Genomic DNA, 20,890 nt, shown 5'->3' on the forward strand with positions numbered 1-20,890 from the left:
GAGGGAATCGGGGGGAAGGCCGGTGCTTGGCGAGCCCGCGGATCAGGAACAGAGCGTCAGTTCAAACGCCGAATCGTCGGTGCTGGCATGCAGCCTGTCGTCCTCGCCGTGGCGCATGAGGCGCACGGACACGATCAGCCGGTTACCGCTGATTTCCGGGATCAGCCCCAGGGCGGGGTCTATCCGCAGGCGCAACAGCTGGAAAGTTCGCCCCTGCGGCAGCGTCTGCTGGTATTGGCCGGCCGGCGCCACCACTTTCTGCGGCGCGCCGGAGTCGCGCAGCAGGGTCAAGAGCACACGTATGGACTCGGCGAGCGGAACCAGGGGCGTGATCCAGCGCTGCAAGTCTTGTTTGCGCACACCGGTCTGCAGGTGCTGCCAGGCGTAATAGGCCGGCAGGTCGAATTCGCAGGTTCCACCCGGGATGCCGACGCGGCTGCGGATGCTCATGAGCCAGTCGTTTTCGGTCAGGGACTGGCCGGCCTTTCCGGGCAGGCTGTTCAGAGCCGAAAAGCAGCTTTCGAGCTGGCCGGTCACCTCGTCCAGGACCGCCTCTGAAATGGCCGGGTTGCCGCGGTAACCGTTGAGGACGTGTTTCTGTTTCTCAAGGTCCTTGAGGACGTCGGTCTTGAGGTCGGCGCGGGCGCCCACGTCCATGATTTCAAAGATCGTCGTGATGGCGTAGTGGTGATCCGTCGGGCTCTCCCGCTCCACCAGTTCGCCAAGGCGGCGGAACAGGTGTTCAAGTCGCAAATACGTGCGTATGCGTTCGTGAAAAGGATACTCGTAAAGGATCACAGCGCTATATTTTCGTCGACTTCAATGAGGAGGTTTGTTTGCGCATCATAGCCCGAAGCGCGCGGCAAGCCGCCGCACCTCGGCGTCCAGGGCCTCCAGCGGCAAACCGTCATTGTGCAAGCATATATCGGCGGCCGACAGCCGCTGCGCACGGCTGGCCTGCCCGGCGATGATTTTCTCCACCGCCTCCCGGGGCCAGCCATTGCGGGCCATCACGCGGCTAACCTGGGTGGCTTCGCCGCAGTCCACGACCAGCACCTGGTCCAGCTGCTGCCGCCAGCGCCCCGACTCCACCAGCAAGGGAACGTCAAACACCACACAGGCGCAACCGGCCGCAGCGGCCTGCTCGTACTGCCGCAAGGTCTCCCGGCTGACCAGGGGGTGAACAATGGACTCCAGCCGCCGCCTGGCGGATGCATCGTCAAAGGCCAGCTGCCGCATCCGGTCCCGGTCCATGGCGCCGTCGGCCGTGATCATCTGGCCGCCGAACTGCACGGCGATTTCTTTCACGGCAGCACCGCCGGCCGCCGTGACCGCGCGGGAGATCGCATCGGCATCCACCAGCACCGCGCCGCAGGCCACCAGGGTGCCGGCGACCGTGCTTTTGCCGCTGCCTATGCCGCCCGTCAGTCCGATGCGCAAAGCTGCACGGCGCATGGCATCACAGGCCGATAAACCGCAGGATGGATTGAGGCCCGAAGACCATGGCGGTAAAGCCCGCCCCGGCCAGGAATGGCCCGAAAGGCACGTAGCCGCCTTCACGTAATCCGCTGGAGAACTTCATCGCGATGCCGACGACGGCGCCGATCACGGAGGCCATCAGGATCATGGGCACCAGCGCCGGCCAGCCGAACCAGGCGCCGAGCGCGGCGAACAGCTTGAAGTCGCCGTAGCCCATGCCCTCCTTGCCGGTCGCCAATTTGAAAGCCCAGTACACCAGCCACAGGGAAAGGTAGCCGGCGACCGCGCCCCACAAGGCCGTCCCCAGGCTGACCAGAGGATTCCATTGGAGGGCGGCGACGATCAGGCCGGCCCATAACAAGGGCAAGGTGATGTCGTCGGGCAGCAAGGTCGTGTCCCAGTCGATCACCGCCAGGGCCAGCAGCGCCGCGGAAAAACCGCACCAGGCCAGCGCGGTCAGAGACAAGCCCCAGCGCCACGCGCAAAAGAAGAACAAAGCCCCGGTTACCGCTTCCACCATCGGGTAACGCAGACCGTAGGGGGTGCCGCACACGGAACACTTGCCCCGGAGAAACAGGTAGCTGGCCACCGGGATGTTTTCATACCAGCGTATGACGTGGCCGCAGCTGGAGCAGCGCGAACGCGGTACCAGCAAGTTGAATTTTTCGGCGGGTTCCTGCGCAGCCCCGGTCAGTTCGGCGCATTCCTGCGCCCACTGCCGCTCCATGATCTTGGGCAGGCGGTAAATAACAACGTTAAGGAAACTGCCGATGAGCAGGCCTATGAAACCGGCCAGCAAGCCCTCGAAAGCCGGCCCCAGACCGGTCCCCATCAAACGACTTGACCCAGCTTGAAAATAGGCAGGTACATGGAGACCACGATTCCGCCGATCAACGTGCCCAGGAACACGATGATGATGGGCTCCATCAGGCTGGAAAGGCCGGCCACCATTTCATCGACTTCCGCCTCATAAAAGTCGGCAGCTTTACCCAGCATGTGGTCGATGGAGCCGGATTCCTCGCCGATCGCGCACATCTGCAGCACCATGGTAGGGAACAGATTGGCATTGCTCATGGCCGCCGTCAGGCTGGTACCGGTGGAAACTTCCTGCTGGATTTTCTCGGTGGCATCGGCATACAGCGAATTGCCGGAAGCGCCGCCCACGGAATCCAGCGCCTCGACCAGCGGCACGCCTGCGGCGAACATGGTCGAAAGCGTGCGGGTCCAGCGGGCGATGCAGGATTTTTCGATCAGGGCGCCGAACACGGGTATCTTGAGCAAGACCCTGTCCATGAACTTCTGCATCTTCTCGTTGCGCTTCCAGGCCTGGAAGAAGAAGTAGAGTCCGCCGCCTATGCCGCCGAAAATCAGCCACCAGTAGGACACAAAAAACTCGCTGATCGCAATGACGATCAGCGTGGGCGCCGGCAGGTCCGCGCCGAATGAGGAAAACACGGTTTTGAACGCCGGGATCACAAAAATCATGATCACGGCCACCACCACAAAAGCGACCACCACCACCGAAATCGGGTACATCAGGGCCGACTTGATCTTGGACTTGATGGCTTCGGTCTTCTCCATATAGGTCGCCAGGCGGTCCAGCAGGGACTCCAGGATACCGGCGGCCTCGCCGGCTTCGACCAGGTTGCAATAGAGCGCATTGAAATACAAGGGATATTTGCGAAACGCGGCGCTCAGGGAGGTGCCGGTCTCAACGTCGGTTCGCACGTCATTGAGCAGCTTGGTCACGCTGGCGTTGGGGTTGCCGCGGCCCACGATGTCGAAGGATTGCAGCAACGGCACGCCGGCCTTCATCATGGTGGCCAGCTGGCGGGTAAAAATGGCAATATCTTTCGGCCCAATCGACTTGCCGGAGCGCATCCGGCGCTTCTTGATTTTGGTGGGCAGGACGCCCTGGCGGCGCAGGGAGGATTTGACCTGGTTCTCGCCGGCGGCGCGGATTTCACCGCGAACCTGCTTGCCGCCCCGGTCCTTGCCCTCCCACTCGAAAACAAATTCCTTGATGCCCTTGGATACTGCTGTTGCCATGATGCCTTCTCGTTGTATCGACAGTCTCAAACCGTCTTGTCGCCACGCTCATGCCGCCATGTGGCGGCCGTTGAACGCGGCTGTTTAAACATTGGTGCAGCCCAGAATTTCTTCCAGCGAAGTCATGCCGAGCTTGACCTTGGACAGCCCCGACACGCGCAAGCTTTTGACTCCCTCCAGCTCTGCCTGGGCAGCAATTTCCAGGGCGCTGCCGTCGCGGAGGACGATACGCTGAATCTCCTCGGAAATGGGCATAACCTGATAAACACCGACGCGGCCTTTGTAACCATTCGTACACATGGAGCAGCCCACCGGGCGATATGGCGTCCAGGATCCGTCCACATCTTCTTCCTTGAAACCTGCATCCAGCAAGGTCTCCCGCGGGATATCCGCTGGGGCTTTGCAATTGGGGCACAGGCGTCTGGCCAGCCGCTGGGCAGTGATCAGGATCACACTGGAGGCGATGTTGAAGGGTGCGATGCCCATGTTGCGCATACGCGTCAGTGTGGTCGGGGCATCGTTGGTATGCAGCGTCGACATGACCATGTGGCCGGTCTGTGCGGCCTTGATCGCGATATCGGCGGTTTCGAGGTCCCGGATCTCACCGACCATGATGATGTCGGGATCCTGGCGCAGGAAGGCCTTGAGCGCAACCGAAAAGGTCATGCCCGCTTTGTCGTTCATGCTGACCTGGTTAACCCCCGGCAAGGTGATTTCAGCAGGATCTTCGGCCGTCGCGATGTTGACGCCGGGCTTGTTGAGGATGTTCAGGCAGGTATACAGGGAGACGGTCTTCCCCGAACCGGTGGGGCCGGTCACGAGCACCATGCCGTAGGGCCGCTGGATGGCGGACAGCAAACGCTCTTTTTCAACGGCCTCATAGCCCAGGGCGTCAATGCCCAGCTTGGCGCTGCTCGGGTCCAGGATACGGATGACGATTTTTTCGCCATACATGGTGGGCAAGGTACTGACCCGGAAGTCAATAACCCGGTCCGGTCCGATCTTGAGCTTCATCTTGCCGTCTTGCGGCACGCGTTTTTCGGAGATGTCGAGCTTTGAAATGACCTTGATGCGCGCGGCCAGCTTTTCCTTGATGGCCACCGGTGGCGAGGCGATTTCGCGCAATTCGCCGTCAACACGGAAACGCACGCGGTAGGTGTGCTCGAACGGTTCGAAGTGCAGGTCGGAAGCGCGCATGCTGAAGGCATCGAGCAGCATTTTCTGCAGAAATTTGACGACCGGCGCATCCTCGACCTCCGAGACGGTGGCCTCGCTGTCCTCAGCCGTCGCGTCGGTGCTGGATTCGTCGAACTCGAAATCGTCACCGATGATGCTTTCCATTGCCTCGGCCGCGGAGGTGTTGGACGCCTCTACCAGCTTGGAAAGCTTGTCGTATTCGGCGATCACCCAGTCCACACCCATCTGGGTGGAGAACTTGATTTTTTCCGCCGCCTCCTGGTCGGAGGGGTCCGCCGTCGCCACGATCAGGCGGTTGTTGCGCTTGCTCAGGACAACAATGCGGTAGGTTGTACAGATCTTGGAGTCAAGCAGGCCCTTGGGCAAACGCTGGGAGTCAATGGCCTCCAGGTCCAGCAAGGGCGCGGCAAAGGCCGTGGACATGGTGTGGGCCAGGTCGAACGCGGATACCGCGCCGGACCCCGTCAGCTCGGCAATAAAGCTGGTTCGCCCGCTTTGGGCCTTGCGGAAAATGTCTTCGGCGGCCTTTTGACCCAGTTTTCCCGCCACCACCAGGGCCCGTCCCAGGCCGGGCAGGGCCATGGAAGGCGGTTGGTTGATTGCAGTGTCGACAGCGGCCATGGTTCTGGGATTTAGCTCAAATAGGTATCATCGCCTATAGATTCCCAGGTGTAAATCGAAAACACCCCCACCGCCCCGAGCGGCGTTGGAAGTATGCGAAGAAACGCACACTTAAGAAAAAACCAGGCTTGGTCGGGGTGAGAGGATTCGAACCTCCGGCCTCTACGTCCCGAACGTAGCGCTCTACCAGGCTAAGCTACACCCCGCCGTCACACAACCAGTCAGGAGCGCCTCTCCAGCAATTGGGAGGCCAGTTGCGTCAAGGCATCACTGTAAATGTTTTGCGGCAACATCCGCAAGGCATTCAGCGCACGCTGGGCCTCCAGGGCGGCGGCATCCCGGGTTGCCCGCAATGCGCCCGTCTGGTGCACGATCGCGATGATCTGCGCCATCTGGTCGGTGCCGCCGGTTTCAATGGCCTGCCGGATGGTCGACCGTTCCGCCTCGCTGCCGCGCTGCATCGCGATGATCAAGGGAAGGGTAGCCTTTCCTTCCCGCAGGTCATCTCCCAGGTTTTTCCCCATTTCCGAGACGTCACCGTCGTAATCGAGCACGTCGTCGATCACCTGGAATGCCGTGCCCAGCGCCTGCCCGTAGTCGGCGCAGCTTTCCTCGACGGCCGGAGGCGACTTCGCCAGCAAGGCCGCCAGGCGGGCGCTTGCCTCGAACAGCTTGGCCGTCTTGGAGCGAATCACCCTGAGATAGCCCTCCTCGGACAATGCCGCGTCGTGCATATTCATGAGCTGCAGCACCTCCCCTTCGGCGATCACATTGGTGGCTTCGGCCAGGGTTTGCATGACGCGCATGTCACCGGCCTCCACCATCATCTGGAAAGCCCGGGAATACAGGAAATCACCGACCAGCACGCTGGCCGGGTTGCCGAAAGCCTCGTTGGCGGTGGCACGGCCGCGGCGCAGGGTGGACTCGTCCACGACGTCGTCATGCAGCAGGGTCGCGGTGTGGATGAACTCCACGACGGCGGCAAGGTTGTAACGCTGGTCGCCGCGGTACCCCAGGGCGCCGCACATGAGCAGCAAAAGGGCCGGGCGCAACCGTTTTCCGCCGGCCGCCACGATGTAACCCGAAACCTGGCTGACCAGGGGCACTTCGGACTTCAGGCGACGCTCGATCACCGCGTCCATCCCGCGCATGTCGTCGGCAATCAGTGCGAGGGCTGCGGCGGTACTTGAAGAATTGGCAGACAAAAGGCGATCCAGACGTTAAGTGTGGGCCGATTATAGGAAGCTGCCCTGCCGGCTCCGGCCCGTCCGCCCCTGGAAAGCGGCCTCAACACCCTCCAAAACTGCCCTTCTGGCCAATTCCGGCCTGCCATGCTAGAATATTGGGCTCTGCGGAAATCCGTCTGCAGAACTCAATTTACGAGGTCTTACATGTACGCGGTCATAAAAACCGGTGGCAAACAATACAAGGTTGCTACTGGAGAAAAAATTAAAGTAGAACAGATTGCTGCGGACGTAGGCCAAGAGATCGTTATTGACCAGGTCTTGGCTGTCGGCACCGGCAGCACGATCACGGTTGGTACGCCCTTGGTGTCCGGCGCTACTGTTACAGTCACTGTCCTTTCGCAAGGTAGGCACGACAAGGTTCGCATTTTCAAAATGCGCCGTCGCAAGCACTACCAAAAGCGCCAGGGCCACCGGCAAAACTACACGGAACTGCAAATCGGCGCCATCGCCGGCTGAGCAGGGACGTACCAGGAGTAACGAAAAATGGCACAGAAAAAAGGCGGCGGCTCTACGCGAAACGGGCGTGACTCACAGCCCAAAATGCTGGGCGTCAAGAAATTTGGCGGCGAAGTCATCAACGCAGGCAGCATCATCGTGCGCCAGCGCGGCACCAAGTTCCATCCAGGCGTCAATGTCGGCATCGGCAAGGACCACACCCTGTTTGCACTGGTTGACGGTTCGGTCTCGTTTTCCGTCAAAGGCGCGCTGAACAAGCACACCGTGGATGTGACCCCGGCGTAAGCTGATCACTTCGATAAAGTCACTTCGACTGAAACGAAGCCCCGACCTGTCGGGGCTTTTTTGTTTGTAAACTTGATCTTCGGCTCCGACTGGCCCAGGTTTAACCGCAGTACTCCATCATGAAATTTGTTGACGAAGCCTTTATTGACATTGCCGCAGGCGATGGCGGGAGTGGCTGCGTCTCCTTCAGCCACGAGAAGTACAAGGAATTCGGCGGCCCCAACGGCGGCGACGGCGGGCGCGGCGGCCATGTGTACGCGGTCGCCGACATCAACCTGAACACCCTGGTGGATTTCCGGTTTTCGCGCCGCCACGAGGCCCGCAACGGCCAGCACGGCATGGGTTCGGACATGTTCGGCGCCAAGGGCGACGACATCATCCTGAAGATGCCGGTGGGCACCATCCTGACCGATGCCGAGACCGGCGAAGTGATGTTTGAGTTGCTGGTGCCCGGCGAACAGGTGCTGATCGCCAAGGGCGGCGACGGCGGCTTCGGAAACCTGCGCTTCAAAAGCTCGACCAACCGCGCGCCGCGCAGCAAGACGCCGGGCTGGCCCGGTGAGCGCAAAAGCCTCAAGCTGGAGCTCAAGGTGCTGGCCGACGTCGGGCTGCTCGGCATGCCCAACGCCGGCAAATCCACTTTCATCTCGGCGGTCTCCAATGCACGCCCCCGCATCGCGGACTACCCCTTCACCACGCTTCACCCCAACTTGGGCGTGGTCCGGGTAGGCCCCGAACAAAGTTTTGTGGTGGCTGACCTGCCCGGCCTGATCGAGGGTGCTTCCGAAGGCGCCGGCCTGGGCCATCTGTTCCTGCGGCACCTGCAGCGTACCCGCCTGCTGCTGCACATCGTGGACCTGGCGCCATTCGACGAAGGCGTGGACCCCGTGGCACAGGCCAAGGCCATCGTGGGCGAACTCAAGAAATACGATGAATCGCTCTATGAGAAACCGCGCTGGCTGGTTCTGAACAAGCTCGACATGGTGGACAGCGACAAGCGCGCGGCCATCGTCAAGGATTTCGTCAAGCGTTTCAAATTCAAGGGCCCGGTGTTCGAGATTTCGGCCCTGACGCGCGAAGGTTGCGAACACCTGATCAAGACCATCTACCAGCACGTCAAGCAGGTGCAGAAAAGCGAACAGCCGGTGGAAGAAATCGACCCGCGCTTCGCCCCGCTGCCCCCTGAATCGCCGGAACCCTCCTGACATCCTTGTTTTCGGCACCCCAGCCGCAGGCAGGTGCAGGGCTGCATCTGCCCCACTCCACACAACCGCTGCCGATGCCCGTACCGACGGGAATGCAGCCTGAGAAGTACTGAACATGCAAGACAAACCGGGCTCCCCCATCCTGCGCAACGCCAGACGCATTGTGGTCAAGGTGGGTTCCAGCCTGGTCACCAATGAGGGCCGCGGGCTGGATGCGGTGGCCATCGGCCAATGGTGTGAACAGCTGGCAGCCCTCGTCAAGGACGGGCGCGAGGTGATCATGGTGAGCAGCGGCGCCATTGCCGAGGGCATGAAGCGCCTGAACTGGAGCGTGCGTCCCAAGGCCATCCACGAGCTGCAGGCCGCCGCCGCGGTAGGCCAGATGGGCCTGGTCCAGGTCTACGAGACCAAACTGCGTGAAAACGGCATCGGCAGCGCCCAGGTCCTGCTCACACATGCCGACCTGGCCGACCGCGAGCGCTACATCAACGCCCGCTCCACCCTGCTGGCCCTGTTGCAGCTCGGCGTCGTCCCCGTCATCAACGAAAACGACACGGTGGTCAACGACGAGATTAAGTTCGGCGACAACGACACGCTGGGCGCGCTGGTCGCCAACCTGGTGGAAGCCGATGCGCTGGTCATCCTCACAGACCAGAAAGGCCTGTACACCGCAGACCCGCGCAAGGACCCGGCGGCGCAGTTTGTGCACGAAGCCAAAGCCGGCGATCCGGCGCTGGAAGCCATGGCCGGCGGCGCGGGCTCCAGCATCGGCAAAGGCGGCATGATCACCAAGATCCTGGCCGCCAAACGCGCAGCCGGATCGGGCGCATCCACCGTGATCGCCTGGGGCCGTGAACCGCAGGCGCTGATCCGGCTGACGCAGGGCGAGCCCATAGGCACGCTGCTGGTGGCGCAGACCCAGAAGATGCAGGCACGCAAGCAATGGATGGCCGATCACCTGCAGATGCGCGGCTCGGTCACCGTGGACACGGGCGCGGTGGTCAAGGTGCAGGGTGAGGGCAAAAGCCTGCTGCCCATCGGCATGACGGCGGTTCAGGGCGATTTTTCACGCGGCGACGTCATTGCCATCCGCAGTCCCGAGGGTACGGAGATCGCACGCGGCCTGGCCAACTATTCCAGCGCCGAAGCCCGGCTGATCTGCCGCAAGGCATCCTCGGAATTCGAGAGGCTGCTGGGCTACACGGGCGAGCCCGAAATGGTCCACCGCACCAACCTCGTATTGACCCGCTAGCCCCTGCGCAGGCGCCCGACGAGCCGGCTGGTGTTAGTCGGCCATCCGGAAATTCGGGTTTTTCAAGCGGCTGACCAGCACGTTGACCGAGGTCGCGGGCGCCGCGCTGTCGCAGGCGCCGGCACGGGCAAAGCGCAAGGCATGCTTGGACGGCATGTTCTCAAACAGCGAACGCCACTCCGGATTGCTCACGTGAGTCCACTTCCCGTCCGACGATTGGCGCGCATAGGTTTTGAATTCGCCGGTCGTGCAGCGTATGCCTTCATACATCACATTGCGGGCGCCGCTGGCATTGGACGCCACCATGACATAACGCACGATCCCGTCCTTCTGGGAAATGCTGATGGCCGCCGGGTCCACGCCGTACACCAGCTGGGAATTGGGCGAGACCTCAAACGTGATCAGTTTCTTGACGTCAAACGCCGGCGGCGGCGGCGTCTCGATTTCCTTCCAGTCGGCGGGGTCCTCCAGGACATAGGATTGGGCCTGTGCCGAGCCGGCGACGTTCAGCGCCATCAGGAAGAGCGAGGCCAGAAAGGCCGATGTGAATTTCATGATTTTGGGAGAATGGGATCCGCACCCAGGCTGGTTTGCGGATCAGGTTCAAAGGTGGCGCCGGGCGGCAACTCAAAAGAGGCACCCGGCCTGATCTGGGCGTGAAAAGACTCGCCGGCGGCATGGAATCCGCCCTCGCCGGCCGGGCCCGCATGGTCGCGCTGGTGCAGGCCGCCGCGCAGGTAGCGGTTGCGATGGTCGGGTCGCGGCTCAGCCCGGTTGTCCACGCGCGGGACAAACCTTGAGAGCTCGGTCAGCGCCATTTCATAGACGCCGCGCTTGAACTCGACCACCACGTCCAGCGGCACCCAGTAGTCGTTCCAGCGCCATGCATCGAACTCGGGATGGTCGGTGGCGCGCAGGTTCAGGTCCCAGTCGTGGCCGACCAGCTGAAGGAGAAACCAGATTTGTTTCTGGCCTTTGTAATGTCCGCGCGCATCGCGGCGGATGAACCGGTCAGGCACCTCATAGCGCAACCAGTCTCGGGTTCGGGCCAGCACATTCACATGCTGCGGCAACAGCCCCACTTCTTCATGCAACTCGCGGTACATGGCCTGCTCGGGATTTTCGCCCCGATCAATGCCACCCTGCGGAAATTGCCACGAGTGGGTACGGATACGTTTGCCCCAAAATACCTGACTTCTCTGGTTGAGCAAGATGATGCCGACGTTGGGCCTAAAGCCGTCCCGGTCAAGCATAATCAAACCTCAAATTTTTTAAACTGAGTCCATTATGCACAGCGAAGGCCCCAGCGCCAAGCGCACGGCGGGCTGCAGCACCTTTTCCCCAATTTTCCCACCCGGAATCCCAGAAAACCGCCCATGAAAGCCTCCCAGTTCTTCATTTCCACCCTCAAGGAAGCCCCTGCCGACGCGGAAGTCGTCAGCCACCAGCTCATGATGCGGGCCGGCATGATCAAGAAACTGGGCGCCGGCGTTTACAACTACATGCCCATGGGCCTGCGCGTGATCCGCAAGGTCGAAGCCATCGTGCGCGAGGAAATGAACCGTGCCGGCGCCGTGGAGATGACCATGCCGGTGATCCAGCCCGCCGAACTCTGGCAGGAGACCGGCCGCTTTGAAAAAATGGGCCCCGAGCTGCTGCGCATCAAGGACCGCCACGGCCGCGACTTCATCGTCCAGCCGACCAGCGAGGAAGTCGTCACAGACGTGATGCGCCAGGACATCAAGAGCTACAAGCAGCTGCCGAAAAACCTGTACCAGATCCAGACCAAGTTCCGCGACGAGCGGCGTCCGCGCTTTGGCCTGATGCGCGGGCGCGAGTTCATCATGAAGGATGCCTACAGCTTCGACCGCGACCAGGCTGGCGCCAAAGCCAGCTACCAGGTCATGGCGGCCGCCTACCGCAAGATTTTTGACCGCTTCGGCCTGACCTACCGCGCAGTAGCCGCCGACAGCGGCGCCATAGGCGGCGACCTCAGCGAGGAATTCCAGGTGATCGCCGCCACCGGCGAAGACGCCATCGTCTACTGCCCCGGCAGCGACTACGCCGCCAACATGGAAAAGGCCGAGGCGCTGCCGCCCCAGGGCGCGCGCAAGCCGGCATCACAGGCCATGACCAAAACACCCACCCCCGGCAAGGCCACCTGCGCCGACGTGGCCGAACTGCTGGGCATCCCGCTGAACACCACCGTGAAGTCGCTGGTGATGGCCACCGACGAACTTGACGAGACCGGCAAAGTCGTGAAATCGCAGGTCTGGCTGCTGCTGCTGCGCGGCGACCACGAGATGAACGAAGTCAAGGTCGGCAAGGTGCCGGGCCTGGCTGATTTCCGCTTCGCGACCTTGCCCGAGATTGAAGACCACTTTGGTTGCAAACCAGGCTACCTCGGCCCGCTGAATTTGAAGAAACCCGTCAAGCTGGTGGTCGACCGCGAAGTCGCCGCCATGGCCGACTGGGTGTGCGGCGCGAACGAAGCCGATTTCCACATGACGGGCGTCAACTGGGGCCGCGACCTGCCCGAGCCCGAGCTGGTGGCCGACATCCGCAACGCGGTGGCGGGCGACCCGTCGCCGGACGGCAAAGGCGCGCTGGTGATCGAGCGCGGCATCGAAGTCGGCCATGTCTTTTACCTCGGCACCAAATACAGCCGGGCCATGAACGCCACCTTTCTGGGCGAGAACGGCAAGCCGCAATTCATGGAGATGGGTTGCTATGGCATCGGCATCACGCGCCTGCCGGCCGCGGCCATCGAGCAGAACCACGACGAGCGCGGCATCATCTGGCCCGATGCCATTGCGCCCTTCACCGTGGTGCTGTGCCCCATCAGCCCCGACCGTTTTCCCGAAGTCGAAGCGGCCGCCAACAAACTTTACGCGGAACTGCTCGCGGCCGGCGTGGACGTGATCCTGGACGACCGGGGCGAGCGGCCCGGTGCCATGTTCGCCGACTGGGAACTGATAGGCGTGCCGCACCGCGTCACCATCGGCGACCGCGGCCTGAAAGACGGGCAACTCGAATACCAGCACCGCCGCGACGCGGCCTCCAGCAAGATAGACGTTGCCGGCGCCTTTGACTTCCTCAAGGGAAAGCTGGCGCTTTGACGTTTCCATGGTTTCCGTGCGCTCATTGACCATGTCCGCATCCGGTACCGCCCCGGCCAAGGCGCAGGGCCTCTCCCGCCGAAGCTGCCTGCAGGCCTTGCCCTTCGCCTGCAGCCCGCTGCTGCTGGCGGGCCAGGCGCACGCCGGTGCGCAGATCGAAGAGCCCTTGATCGATTCGGTGCGCACCGCGCTGAGCTCGGCCATCGCCAACCAGGCCCCGCCCGTGCCTGAGTTCAGGGACACTGAAAGCCGCCTGACCTACCTGCGCTGGCTGGGTGCCATGAGCGACCGCCTCAAGAAGAAAAAACCCGAGTGGCAGATCCGCAAGGAGTTTTTGCAAACCGTCTGGTATGAAAGCAAACGCGCCGGGCTGGACACCACGCTGGTGCTGGGACTGATCCAGGTCGAAAGCAACTTCCGCAAGTTCGCGGTCAGCAATGTCGGCGCACGCGGCTACATGCAGGTCATGCCCTTCTGGACGCGCGTGATCGGGGACGGCGACCCCGGCAAGCTGTTCCACATGCAGACCAACCTGCGCTTCGGCTGCGTGATCCTGCGCCACTACCTGGACAGGGAGCGCGGCGACCTCTTTCTGGGCCTGGGCCGCTACAACGGCTCACGCGGGAAGTCGCCCTACCCCGATGCGGTGCTGGGGGCGAGCAAGAACTGGGTGTTTACAGGCTAGCGGCGGATCAACAGGTCGCGCCGGCAAAACCCCGTTCTTCGGCAAACCAGGCCAGCACCGGCACCGTGCCCGGCAAGACGGGTTCCACGCTGACCGGCAGCGACTGCCAGGCGTAAGACTGGCCCTCGTGCATCTGCAGCTCACCCGTCCACTCGAACACCTTGCAGAAATTCAGGCGCACCAGCGCATGCGGGTAGTCGACCATCTCGACCTTCCAGGGATGGACCGCGCCTATGGTCACGCCGATTTCTTCCTGAAGCTCGCGGCGCAGCGCGGCTTCAACGCTTTCGCCTTGCTCGAGCTTGCCGCCCGGGAATTCCCAATAGCCTTCGTAGACCTTGCCGGGAGGACGGGATGTCAGCAGGAAGTCGCCATCGGGGCGGATCAAAACGCCGACCGCGACATCGACCACCTTGCGGTCCACACCGCCCTCACGCGGGCGCTCACCATCGGCGACCAGCACGCTCATGTCGAATGGTCCGGGGCCTGGTCACTGGCGTCGGGTGACGCGGCGACGGAAGCACCCGGCCGCTCGTAGGCGGCAATGGCCGGTGCCGCCACGGGCCGGCTGGCGCTGTCGCGGCCGGCATAGTCGCGGGCAAACTGGTAGGCCACACGGCCGCTGCGCGAGCCGCGCTCCAGCGCCCAGACCAGGGAGGCCGGTTTGGCCGCCGCTATCGCATCCGGGCTCACGCCGAAAGACGAAAGCCACTGCGCAACGATGGTCAGGTATTCGTCCTGGCTGAAAGGGTAAAAACTGACCCAGAGGCCGAAGCGCTCGGACAGCGAAATCTTCTCTTCAACGACTTCCCCTGGATGCACTTCACCGTCTTCGCTGCGGGTGTAGGTGAGGTTTTCCGTCATGTACTCGGGCAGCAGGTGGCGTCGGTTGCTGGTCGCGTAGATCAGCACATTGGGCGTGGCGGCGGCGACGGAGCCATCCAGGATGGATTTGAGCGCCTTGTAGCCCGGCTCGCCCTCCTCAAAACTCAGGTCGTCGCAAAAGACGATGAATTTTTCGGGCAGGCCTGACACCACGTCGACGATGTCGGGCAGATCGGTCAGGTCGGCTTTGTCGACTTCAATCAAACGCAGGCCGCGCGGCGAGTACTCGTTCAGGCAGGCCTTGATCAGCGAAGACTTGCCGGTACCGCGCGCGCCCGTCAGCAGCACGTTGTTGGCAGGCTTGCCGAGCACGAACTGCTCGGTGTTGCGCTTGATTTTTTCCTTCTGGTCCTCGATTTCCTTGAGGTCACCGAGGCTCATGTTGCCGATGTGCCGCACCGGCTCCAGTGAGCCGTGGCCGGAACTGCGCTTGCGGTAGCGGTAGGCGATCGAGGCGCTCCAGTCCGGCGCGGCCAGCGGCTGCGGCAGCACGGATTCGATCCGCGCCATCAGGGATTCGACGCGGGCGATCAGGCGCTCAAACTGCTCATTCATGCGGGCTCAGCTTCGGTAGTCAGCGTTGATCTTGACGTAGTCGTAGGAAAAATCGCAGGTCCAGACGGTGTCGGCCGCCGTGCCGCGGCCCAGCACCACGCGCACCGTGATCTCGCTTTGCTTCATCACGCGCTGGCCGTCGGCTTCGACATAGCCGGGGTGCCGGCCGCCGTTTTTGGCCACCAGTACTTCGTCCAGGTACAAATCAATCTTCGTCTGGTCCAGGTCTTCAATACCCGCATAACCGACCGCCGCGAGAATGCGGCCCAGGTTGGGGTCGCTGGCGAAGAATGCGGTTTTCACCAGCGGCGAATGAGCGATCGCGTAAGCCACCTTGCGGCATTCCTCGCCGCTCTTGCCGCCTTCGACCTGGATGGTCATGAACTTGGTGGCGCCTTCGCCATCGCGCACGATGGCCTGCGCCAGCTGCCGGGCAATGTCCATCATGGCGGCGCGCAAGGCCTTGCCGTCGGCGCTGTCCAGCGAGGTCACGGGCGCGTGAGCGGCCTTGTTGCTGGCCACGACCACAAAGGAATCGTTGGTCGAGGTGTCGCCGTCCACCGTCACGCGGTTGAACGAGCCCTCCGCGAGCTCCCGGGCCAGCTGCGCCATGAGCGGCTGGGCCACGCAGGCGTCGGTCGCCATGAAACCCAGCATGGTGGCCATATTGGGCCGTATCATGCCGGCGCCCTTGCTGATGCCGGTGATGGTGACTTCGACGCCCGAAAGCTTGATGCGTTTGGAAAAAGCCTTGGCGACCGTGTCGGTGGTCATGATGGCTTCAGCCGCGTTGCCCCAGTTGTTTTCCTTCGCGTCGGCCAGCGCGGCCGGCAGGCCCGCCGCGATGCGGTCGTTGGGCAGCGACTCCATGATCACGCCGGTGGAGAACGGCAGCACCTGTTCGGGCGCGAGGTCCAGCAGGCGCGCCAGCGCGATGCAAGTGGCGTGCGCGCGGCTCAGGCCGTCGTCGCCGGTGCCGGCATTGGCATTGCCGGTGTTGATGACCATGGCGCGTATGCCCGCCGTCAGGCCGCCGTTTTTGGCGAGGTGCTCACGGCAGATCTGCACGGGCGCCGCGCAAAAGCGGTTCTGCGTGAAGACCGCCCCCACCGACGCACCCTCGTCGAGCAGCAGCACGGAAAGGTCCTTGCGATTGGCCTTGCGTATGCCCGCTTCGGTGATGCCCCAGCGCACGCCGGGAACAGGATAGAGGTCCGCGGCGGGCGTGGCGACCAGATTGACGGGCATGTGTTGACTCCGGAAAACCAGTGTGGGGATGCTTGAAAAACGTTCAGTTCGGGCCGGCGCTCAGTTCAGCTGGCCGTGGCAGTTCTTGTATTTTTTACCCGAACCGCAAGGGCAGGGATCGTTGCGGCCCACACGGGGCACGTCACCGACCGGCACGGCCGGCGCACGGCGCTGCGATTCCTCGTCCACCGTCGTTTCCACGCCGCCGGTTTCGGTGGGCGCCGTGTAGGTGACGTTGGCGATGTTTTCGGCGCGGTTCTCCATCTCCTCGGCCGCCTGCTCGAGCTGTTCGCCCGACTGGATCTTGACCGTCATCAGGACCTTGGTGACTTCGTTCTTCACGCTGTCGAGCAGCTGGCCGAAGAGCTCGAAAGCCTCGCGCTTGTATTCCTGCTTGGGCTGCTTCTGGGCGTAGCCGCGCAAGTGTATGCCCTGGCGCAGGTAGTCGAGGGCGCTCAGGTGTTCGCGCCAATGGCTGTCTATGCTTTGCAGCAGGACCACGCGCTCGAACTGCGTGAAGTTCTCCTCGCCGATTTTTTCGACCTTGTCGGCGAAGGCGGCATTGGCGGCCGCGATGACCTTTTCAACCACTTCTTCATCGGTGATGGCGGTGGCGGCGTCCAGTTCCTGGCGCAGCGGCAGTTCGATCTGCCACTCTTCGCGCAGCACGTTCTCCAGGCCTGCCACGTCCCATTGTTCTTCGACGCTTTCCGCCGGCACGTACTGCCGCGCCAGGTCGGTGAAGCAGCCTTCGCGCAGCGAGGCGATCTGCGCCTGCAGGCTGGCGGCGTCCATGATGTCGTTGCGCTGCTGGTAGATCACCTTGCGCTGGTCGTTGGCGACGTCGTCGTATTCGAGCAGCTGTTTGCGGATGTCGAAGTTGCGCGCCTCGACCTTGCGCTGGGCCGACTCGATGCTGCGGGTGACGATGCCCGCCTCGATCGCCTCGCCGTCGGGCATCTTGAGCCGCTCCATGATGGCCTTGACGCGGTCGCCCGCGAAGATGCGCATCAGCGGGTCGTCCAGGCTCAGGTAGAAGCGAGAGGAGCCGGGGTCGCCCTGGCGGCCCGAACGGCCGCGCAGCTGGTTGTCGATACGGCGCGACTCATGGCGTTCGGTCGCGATGATGCGCAGGCCGCCCAGCGAGGTGACCTGTTCGTGTTCTTCCTTCCAGACCGCGCGCAGGCGGGCGATTTCCGCCTCTTTCGCGGCAGCATCCAACGCCTCGTCGGCCTCGACCGCTTCGATCAGCTTTTCAACGTTGCCGCCCAGCACGATGTCGGTGCCGCGGCCCGCCATGTTGGTGGCGATGGTGATCATTTTCGGGCGGCCTGCCTGGGCGATGATGTCGGCTTCGCGGGCATGCTGCTTGGCGTTGAGCACCTGGTGCGGCAGGTCTTCCTTGATCAGCAGTTGGTCGATGATCTCGGAGTTTTCAATCGAGGTCGTACCGACCAGCACGGGCTGGCCTCGCTCGTAGCATTCGCGGATGTCCTTGATGGCGGCTTCGTACTTTTCGCGCGTGGTCTTGTAGACGCGGTCCAGCTGATCGTCGCGGCGGCTCACGCGGTTGGGCGGGATCACCGTGGTTTCGAGGCCGTAGATTTCCTGGAACTCGTAGGCTTCGGTGTCGGCGGTCCCGGTCATGCCGGACAGCTTGGTGTAAAGGCGGAAATAGTTCTGGAAGGTGATGGACGCCAGGGTCTGGTTCTCGGCCTGGATCTGCACGCCTTCCTTGGCCTCGACAGCCTGGTGCAGCCCGTCGCTCCAGCGGCGGCCCGACATCAGGCGGCCGGTGAACTCGTCAACGATCACGACTTCACCCTCTTGCACCACGTAGTGCTGGTCGCGGTGGTACAGCAAGTTGGCGCGCAAGGCCGCATACAGGTGATGCATCAGCGAGATGTTGGCCGGGTCGTACAGCGTGGCGCCTTCGGGAATCAGGCCCAGGTTGAACAGCAGGCGCTCGGCGTTCTCATGGCCCTGCTCGGTCAGGAACACCTGGTGGGTTTTTTCGTCGATGGTGAAATCGCCAGGCTTGGTCACGCCTTCGCCGGTGCGCGGGTCGGCTTCGCCCTCCTGGCGCGTCAGCAGGGGGACGACCTTGTTCATCGCCAGGTACATCTCGGTGTGGTCTTCGGCCTGGCCGCTGATGATGAGCGGCGTGCGCGCCTCGTCGATCAGGATGGAGTCCACCTCGTCGACGATGGCGTAGTTCAGGCCGCGCTGCACGCGGTCCGCCACTTCGTAGACCATGTTGTCGCGCAGGTAGTCGAAGCCGTACTCGTTGTTGGTGCCGTAGGTGATGTCGGAACCATAGGCAGCCTGCTTTTCCTCGCGCGACATATTCGGCAGGTTGATGCCCACCGTCAGGCCCAGGAAGTTGTAGAGCTTGCCCATCCAGCGCGCGTCGCGGCTGGCCAGGTAGTCGTTGACCGTGACCACGTGCACGCCCTTGCCGGTCAGGGCATTGAGGTAGACCGGCAGCGTGGCGGTCAGGGTCTTGCCCTCACCCGTGCGCATTTCGGAAATCTTGCCGTTGTGCAGCGACATGCCGCCCAGCATCTGCACGTCGAAGTGGCGCATCTTCATGACACGCTTGCTGCCCTCCCGCACCACCGCGAAAGCCTCGGGAAGAATGGCATCGAGCTCCTCGCCGGCCGCTACCCGGGTTTTGAACTCCTCGGTTTTGGCGCGCAACTGGTCGTCGTCTAGCGTTTCGTACTGGGTCTCCAGCGCATTGATGCGTTCTACGGTTTTGCGGTAGGTTTTGAGCAGCCTGTCGTTGCGGCTGCCGAAAATTTTGGTCAGGATGTTGGAAGCCATAAATGCGAGGCCGCCTTGACCGCTCCCCATGAGCTGGCAATGCGGCCGAAATCCCTTATTGAGTACGGAACCTAGGTGTGGGCGCCATCAGTGAGTTCAACTGGGCCCAAACCTCTGATTTTAACTCTGACATGGGAGGCGCACGGCTATCCGGGAGAAAACCGCCATCGGAGGCGAAAAGCCATGCACATGCGCATGGCAGGTGCGCCCTGTCTAGTGGGGGCGCGGCAGCTGCGCGGGCTGTACCGGCGCGGGGGCGGAAGGCCGCGCGGCGGCCGACGCCACCATGGGCCCGGGCAGTTTCTGCCCCGCGGTCAGGAATTTCTGCGGATCCTGGAAAACACCCTGGACCAGCACCTCGAAATGCAGGTGCGGCCCGGTGGAGCGGCCGGTGGTGCCGACTTCGGCGATCTTCTGGCCGCGCTTGACCAGGTCGCCCTTTTTGACCAGCACGCGCGAGGCATGGGCATAACGCGTGACGAGTTCGTTGCCGTGGTCGACCTCGACCATATTGCCGTAGGCCGGGTGGTATTCCTGCGTGACCACAACGCCGCCCGCGGCAGCCAGGATGGCCGTGCCCGGTTCGGACGGGAAATCCAGCCCGGTGTGCAAGGCCGAGCGTCCGTTCATCGGGTCTATGCGCCAGCCGAAAGGCGAGCCGAGGTTGCCTCCTGCCACCGGCTCCTGGGTGGGAACCATCATTTTCTTGATCTTCTGGTCAAACAGGCGCGACTCCATCACCGTCATCAGGTCGACGCGCTGGTCGGTGAGTTTGTCCAGGTCCGCCAGCGTGGCTTGCAGCTCTTCCATGGTGAGCGAGGGACCGGCCACCAGTGCACCGCCGCGGCCGGGCACGACCTTGATGTCATTGGGATTGACGCCGGCCAGGCCGGACACCCGTTCGCCAAGCGCCTCGAGCTGCATCATCTTGGCCTGCATTTCGCCGACCCGCTTGGCCATCACGTCGAGGTTTTCACGCATGAAACGGTCGCGCTGGTCAAATTCGTCCTTGACCATCAGCTTGACCAGCGAGCCTATGACCGGCCAGCCTTCGCGGGCGCCCTTGAGGAACACCCAGTGGTAGAGGCCCGCGGCCACAAGCATGAGCGCCAGCGCGGCGACAAAGCCCGCCAGCACCAGTTTTGTCCCACTTAAATAAATGGCCCGGCTTTTCGCCAGCCACGCATCCGTGATAATCAAATGCACTTGTCTACCTCTTTAAAAGCTTGCGCTCACCAAGCCGCGCACTCATCCACATGACTTCCGACCGGCGCCTTCCACAGGCGCTCTCCGTGTACCAGGCCGCCGGGAATTCGCCCTCCCTGGCACGGCTGACCGAACTCGTCCAGGAGTCCAGTGACAGGCTCAAGGCGATTGAACCGCTGCTGCCCGAAGCCTTGCGCCCGGCGGTCCAAGCCGGGCCCATCGACGGCGAAACCTGGTGTCTGCTGGTCAACGGCAACGCGGCCGCCGCCAAAATCCGCCAACTACTCCCCTTGATCCAGACCCGCCTTATAGGCAAAGGTTGGAAGGTTACCTCAATCCGACTCAAAATCCTAATAAGGAAAAAGTAGTAGCCAGCTTCTGCAATAACGGCACGCTGATATGAAAGATAAAGCCCTGCCTGGTGGCTCGCTACAAAATTGGTAGCGTATGGTACCCACGTTGCATGGGGAAGGCAAGAATCGTGGGGAAATGGTGCCGCTTGTCGGAATCGAACTGACGACCTACCGCTTACAAGGCGGTTGCTCTACCAACTGAGCTAAAGCGGCGCAAGGCTA

At 62.6% G+C, this 20,890-nt stretch carries 20 protein-coding genes and 2 tRNA genes; 7 read left to right on the top strand and 15 right to left on the bottom strand.

Annotation, left to right across the window (positions count from 1 at the left end; translation table 11 throughout):
- Positions 1-42: 42 nt before the first annotated feature.
- From zapD to ACSQ27_RS21050, 7 genes are all read right to left on the bottom strand, one after another.
- Positions 43-798, bottom strand: a complete 756-nt coding sequence (gene zapD, locus ACSQ27_RS21020; protein ID WP_436157435.1) for a cell division protein ZapD — start codon at positions 796-798, stop codon at positions 43-45.
- A gap of 45 nt (positions 799-843) precedes the next feature.
- Positions 844-1,455 (bottom strand): dephospho-CoA kinase, encoded by a 612-nt coding sequence (gene coaE, locus ACSQ27_RS21025; RefSeq protein WP_436157436.1) that lies wholly within the window; start codon positions 1,453-1,455, stop codon positions 844-846.
- A gap of 4 nt (positions 1,456-1,459) precedes the next feature.
- Positions 1,460-2,311, bottom strand: coding sequence for a prepilin peptidase (locus ACSQ27_RS21030; RefSeq protein ID WP_436157437.1), 852 nt, complete (start codon positions 2,309-2,311; stop codon positions 1,460-1,462).
- Complete coding sequence (locus ACSQ27_RS21035; protein WP_436157438.1) at positions 2,311-3,528, bottom strand: type II secretion system F family protein; 1,218 nt, start codon at positions 3,526-3,528, stop codon at positions 2,311-2,313. Before ACSQ27_RS21035 ends, ACSQ27_RS21030 begins: the two co-directional genes overlap by 1 nt.
- An 84-nt stretch (positions 3,529-3,612) precedes the next feature.
- Positions 3,613-5,346: a type IV-A pilus assembly ATPase PilB gene (gene pilB, locus ACSQ27_RS21040; protein ID WP_436157439.1), complete on the bottom strand. Its 1,734-nt coding sequence runs from the start codon at positions 5,344-5,346 to the stop codon at positions 3,613-3,615.
- A gap of 129 nt (positions 5,347-5,475) precedes the next feature.
- Positions 5,476-5,552, bottom strand: a tRNA-Pro gene (locus tag ACSQ27_RS21045).
- A gap of 15 nt (positions 5,553-5,567) precedes the next feature.
- Positions 5,568-6,551, bottom strand: a complete 984-nt coding sequence (locus tag ACSQ27_RS21050) for a polyprenyl synthetase family protein (protein ID WP_436157440.1) — start codon at positions 6,549-6,551, stop codon at positions 5,568-5,570.
- Positions 6,552-6,737: 186 nt separating this feature from the next.
- Between ACSQ27_RS21050 and rplU the strand changes: the two genes are divergently transcribed.
- The 4 genes from rplU (at position 6,738) to proB (ending at position 9,791) form a co-directional block, all read left to right on the top strand.
- A complete protein-coding gene (rplU, locus tag ACSQ27_RS21055; RefSeq protein WP_122955355.1) occupies positions 6,738-7,049 on the top strand; it encodes a 50S ribosomal protein L21 in 312 nt (103 codons plus the stop codon).
- Between the two features lie 27 nt (positions 7,050-7,076).
- The gene (gene rpmA / locus ACSQ27_RS21060; protein ID WP_007868030.1) at positions 7,077-7,334 is read left to right on the top strand and encodes a 50S ribosomal protein L27; all 258 of its coding nucleotides are present in this window, start codon (positions 7,077-7,079) and stop codon (positions 7,332-7,334) included.
- A 119-nt stretch (positions 7,335-7,453) separates the two neighbouring features.
- Complete coding sequence (cgtA, locus tag ACSQ27_RS21065) at positions 7,454-8,539, top strand: Obg family GTPase CgtA (protein WP_436157441.1); 1,086 nt, start codon at positions 7,454-7,456, stop codon at positions 8,537-8,539.
- 115 nt (positions 8,540-8,654) lie between these two features.
- A complete protein-coding gene (gene proB, locus ACSQ27_RS21070) occupies positions 8,655-9,791 on the top strand; it encodes a glutamate 5-kinase (protein ID WP_436157442.1) in 1,137 nt (378 codons plus the stop codon).
- A gap of 33 nt (positions 9,792-9,824) precedes the next feature.
- On the opposite strand, the gene ACSQ27_RS21075 is transcribed toward proB, so the two are convergent.
- Positions 9,825-10,346 (bottom strand): CNP1-like family protein, encoded by a 522-nt coding sequence (locus ACSQ27_RS21075; protein WP_436157443.1) that lies wholly within the window; start codon positions 10,344-10,346, stop codon positions 9,825-9,827.
- Complete coding sequence (locus ACSQ27_RS21080; protein WP_436157444.1) at positions 10,343-11,044, bottom strand: RNA pyrophosphohydrolase; 702 nt, start codon at positions 11,042-11,044, stop codon at positions 10,343-10,345. The genes ACSQ27_RS21075 and ACSQ27_RS21080 overlap by 4 nt, the downstream gene beginning before the upstream one ends.
- 123 nt (positions 11,045-11,167) lie before the next feature.
- Here ACSQ27_RS21080 and ACSQ27_RS21085 point away from each other — a divergent pair, with 123 nt between their 5' ends.
- Both ACSQ27_RS21085 and ACSQ27_RS21090 read left to right on the top strand, forming a co-directional pair.
- Complete coding sequence (locus ACSQ27_RS21085; RefSeq protein ID WP_436157445.1) at positions 11,168-12,910, top strand: proline--tRNA ligase; 1,743 nt, start codon at positions 11,168-11,170, stop codon at positions 12,908-12,910.
- Positions 12,911-12,941: 31 nt separating this feature from the next.
- Positions 12,942-13,595, top strand: coding sequence for a lytic transglycosylase domain-containing protein (locus tag ACSQ27_RS21090; protein WP_436157446.1), 654 nt, complete (start codon positions 12,942-12,944; stop codon positions 13,593-13,595).
- Between the two features lie 7 nt (positions 13,596-13,602).
- On the opposite strand, the gene ACSQ27_RS21095 is transcribed toward ACSQ27_RS21090, so the two are convergent.
- From ACSQ27_RS21095 to ACSQ27_RS21115, 5 genes are all read right to left on the bottom strand, one after another.
- Positions 13,603-14,064 (bottom strand): NUDIX domain-containing protein, encoded by a 462-nt coding sequence (locus ACSQ27_RS21095; RefSeq protein WP_436157447.1) that lies wholly within the window; start codon positions 14,062-14,064, stop codon positions 13,603-13,605.
- On the bottom strand, positions 14,061-15,035 hold the full coding sequence (locus ACSQ27_RS21100; protein ID WP_436157448.1) for an ATP-binding protein: 975 nt from the start codon (positions 15,033-15,035) through the stop codon (positions 14,061-14,063). The genes ACSQ27_RS21095 and ACSQ27_RS21100 overlap by 4 nt, the downstream gene beginning before the upstream one ends.
- A gap of 6 nt (positions 15,036-15,041) precedes the next feature.
- Positions 15,042-16,283, bottom strand: a complete 1,242-nt coding sequence (gene argJ / locus ACSQ27_RS21105) for a bifunctional glutamate N-acetyltransferase/amino-acid acetyltransferase ArgJ (RefSeq protein WP_436157449.1) — start codon at positions 16,281-16,283, stop codon at positions 15,042-15,044.
- 60 nt (positions 16,284-16,343) lie between these two features.
- Positions 16,344-19,109 carry a preprotein translocase subunit SecA gene (secA, locus tag ACSQ27_RS21110; RefSeq protein ID WP_436157450.1) on the bottom strand — a complete coding sequence of 922 codons (2,766 nt, stop codon included), beginning with the start codon at positions 19,107-19,109 and terminating at the stop codon, positions 16,344-16,346.
- 213 nt (positions 19,110-19,322) lie between these two features.
- Positions 19,323-20,315, bottom strand: a complete 993-nt coding sequence (locus tag ACSQ27_RS21115) for a M23 family metallopeptidase (RefSeq protein WP_436157451.1) — start codon at positions 20,313-20,315, stop codon at positions 19,323-19,325.
- Positions 20,316-20,365: 50 nt separating this feature from the next.
- Between ACSQ27_RS21115 and ACSQ27_RS21120 the strand changes: the two genes are divergently transcribed.
- Positions 20,366-20,683, top strand: a complete 318-nt coding sequence (locus tag ACSQ27_RS21120) for a hypothetical protein (RefSeq protein ID WP_436157452.1) — start codon at positions 20,366-20,368, stop codon at positions 20,681-20,683.
- A gap of 122 nt (positions 20,684-20,805) precedes the next feature.
- Here ACSQ27_RS21120 and ACSQ27_RS21125 read toward each other — a convergent pair.
- A tRNA-Thr gene (locus tag ACSQ27_RS21125) sits at positions 20,806-20,881 on the bottom strand.
- Positions 20,882-20,890 lie beyond the last annotated feature (9 nt).

Origin of the sequence: Polaromonas sp. LjRoot131, from assembly GCF_964252805.1 — a bacterium.
In the GTDB taxonomy this organism is placed as follows: domain Bacteria; phylum Pseudomonadota; class Gammaproteobacteria; order Burkholderiales; family Burkholderiaceae_C; genus Polaromonas.